At 72.3% G+C, this 951-nt stretch carries 2 protein-coding genes; both read left to right on the top strand.

Annotation, left to right across the window (positions count from 1 at the left end; genetic code table 11):
- Window positions 1-679, top strand: a 679-nt coding sequence (locus ADK41_RS05905; RefSeq protein ID WP_245174611.1) for a KR domain-containing protein, incomplete at its 5' end; no start/stop codon positions are given.
- On the top strand, window positions 634-951 hold a 318-nt coding region (locus tag ADK41_RS42845; RefSeq protein ID WP_245174610.1), incomplete at its 3' end, for an acyl carrier protein. The genes ADK41_RS05905 and ADK41_RS42845, both read left to right, overlap by 46 nt.

The following is a 951-nucleotide window of genomic DNA, read 5'->3' as shown; positions in this document are numbered from 1 at the left end:
GCTGACGGGGGAGCGGCTGGCGGGTGTGCTGCGTCCGAAGGTGGACGCGGCCTGGCACCTGCACGAGGCGACCAAGGACCTCGACCTCACCGCCTTCGTACTCTTCTCCTCCATGTCGGGCATCCTCGGCGGCCCCGGCCAGGCCAACTACGCGGCGGGCAACACGTTCCTCGACGCCCTGGCCCGGCACCGCCGCTCGCTCGGCCTGCCCGGCACGTCCCTCGCATGGGGCCCGTGGACCCAGGACGCCGGCATGATCGGCACCCTCTCCGACACCGACGTACACCGCATCGCCCGCGCCGGCATGCCGGAACTCACCCCCGAGCAGGGCGCGGTCCTCTTCGACGCGGCACTCGACACCGGTGAACCCCTCGTCCTGCCCGTGCGCCTCGACCTCCCCGCCCTACGGGAACAGGGCGACATCCACCCCATGCTCCGTGGTCTGGTGCGGGTGCGGGCGCGCGTGGTCTGGTGCGGGTGCGGGCGCGGCGGTCGGTTGCCGGTGGTTCGGTGGCGGCGGCCGGTCTGGTGCAGCGGTTGGAGGGTCTGGGCCGGGACGAGCGGCGTGAGGTGCTGCTGGATCTGGTGCGTGGTCAGATCGCGGTGGTGCTGGGGCATGCGGGTGCGCAGACGGTGGATCCGGGGCGTGCGTTCCAGGACCTGGGCTTCGACTCGCTGACGGCGGTGGAGCTGCGCAACCGGCTGGGCAAGGCGACGGGGCTGCGGCTGCCGGCGACGGTGGTGTTCGACTATCCGACGGCGAACGCCCTGGTGGGTTATCTGCTGGACGAGTTGTTCGGTGTGGTGGAGCCGGCCGCGGTGGTGCCGGTGGGGTCGTTGCCGTCGGTGGCGGACGATCCGGTGGTGATCGTGGGGATGGCGTGCCGTTATCCGGGCGGGGTGTCGTCGCCGGAGGACCTGTGGCGGCTGGTGTCCGAGGGTGTCGACGCC

Origin of the sequence: Streptomyces caelestis (genome assembly GCF_001279005.1) — a bacterium.
GTDB classification, from domain to species: Bacteria; Actinomycetota; Actinomycetes; order Streptomycetales; family Streptomycetaceae; genus Streptomyces; species Streptomyces heliomycini.
Note: the sequence above shows the minus strand (reverse complement) of the source record. Positions and strands in the feature narration are given on the sequence as shown.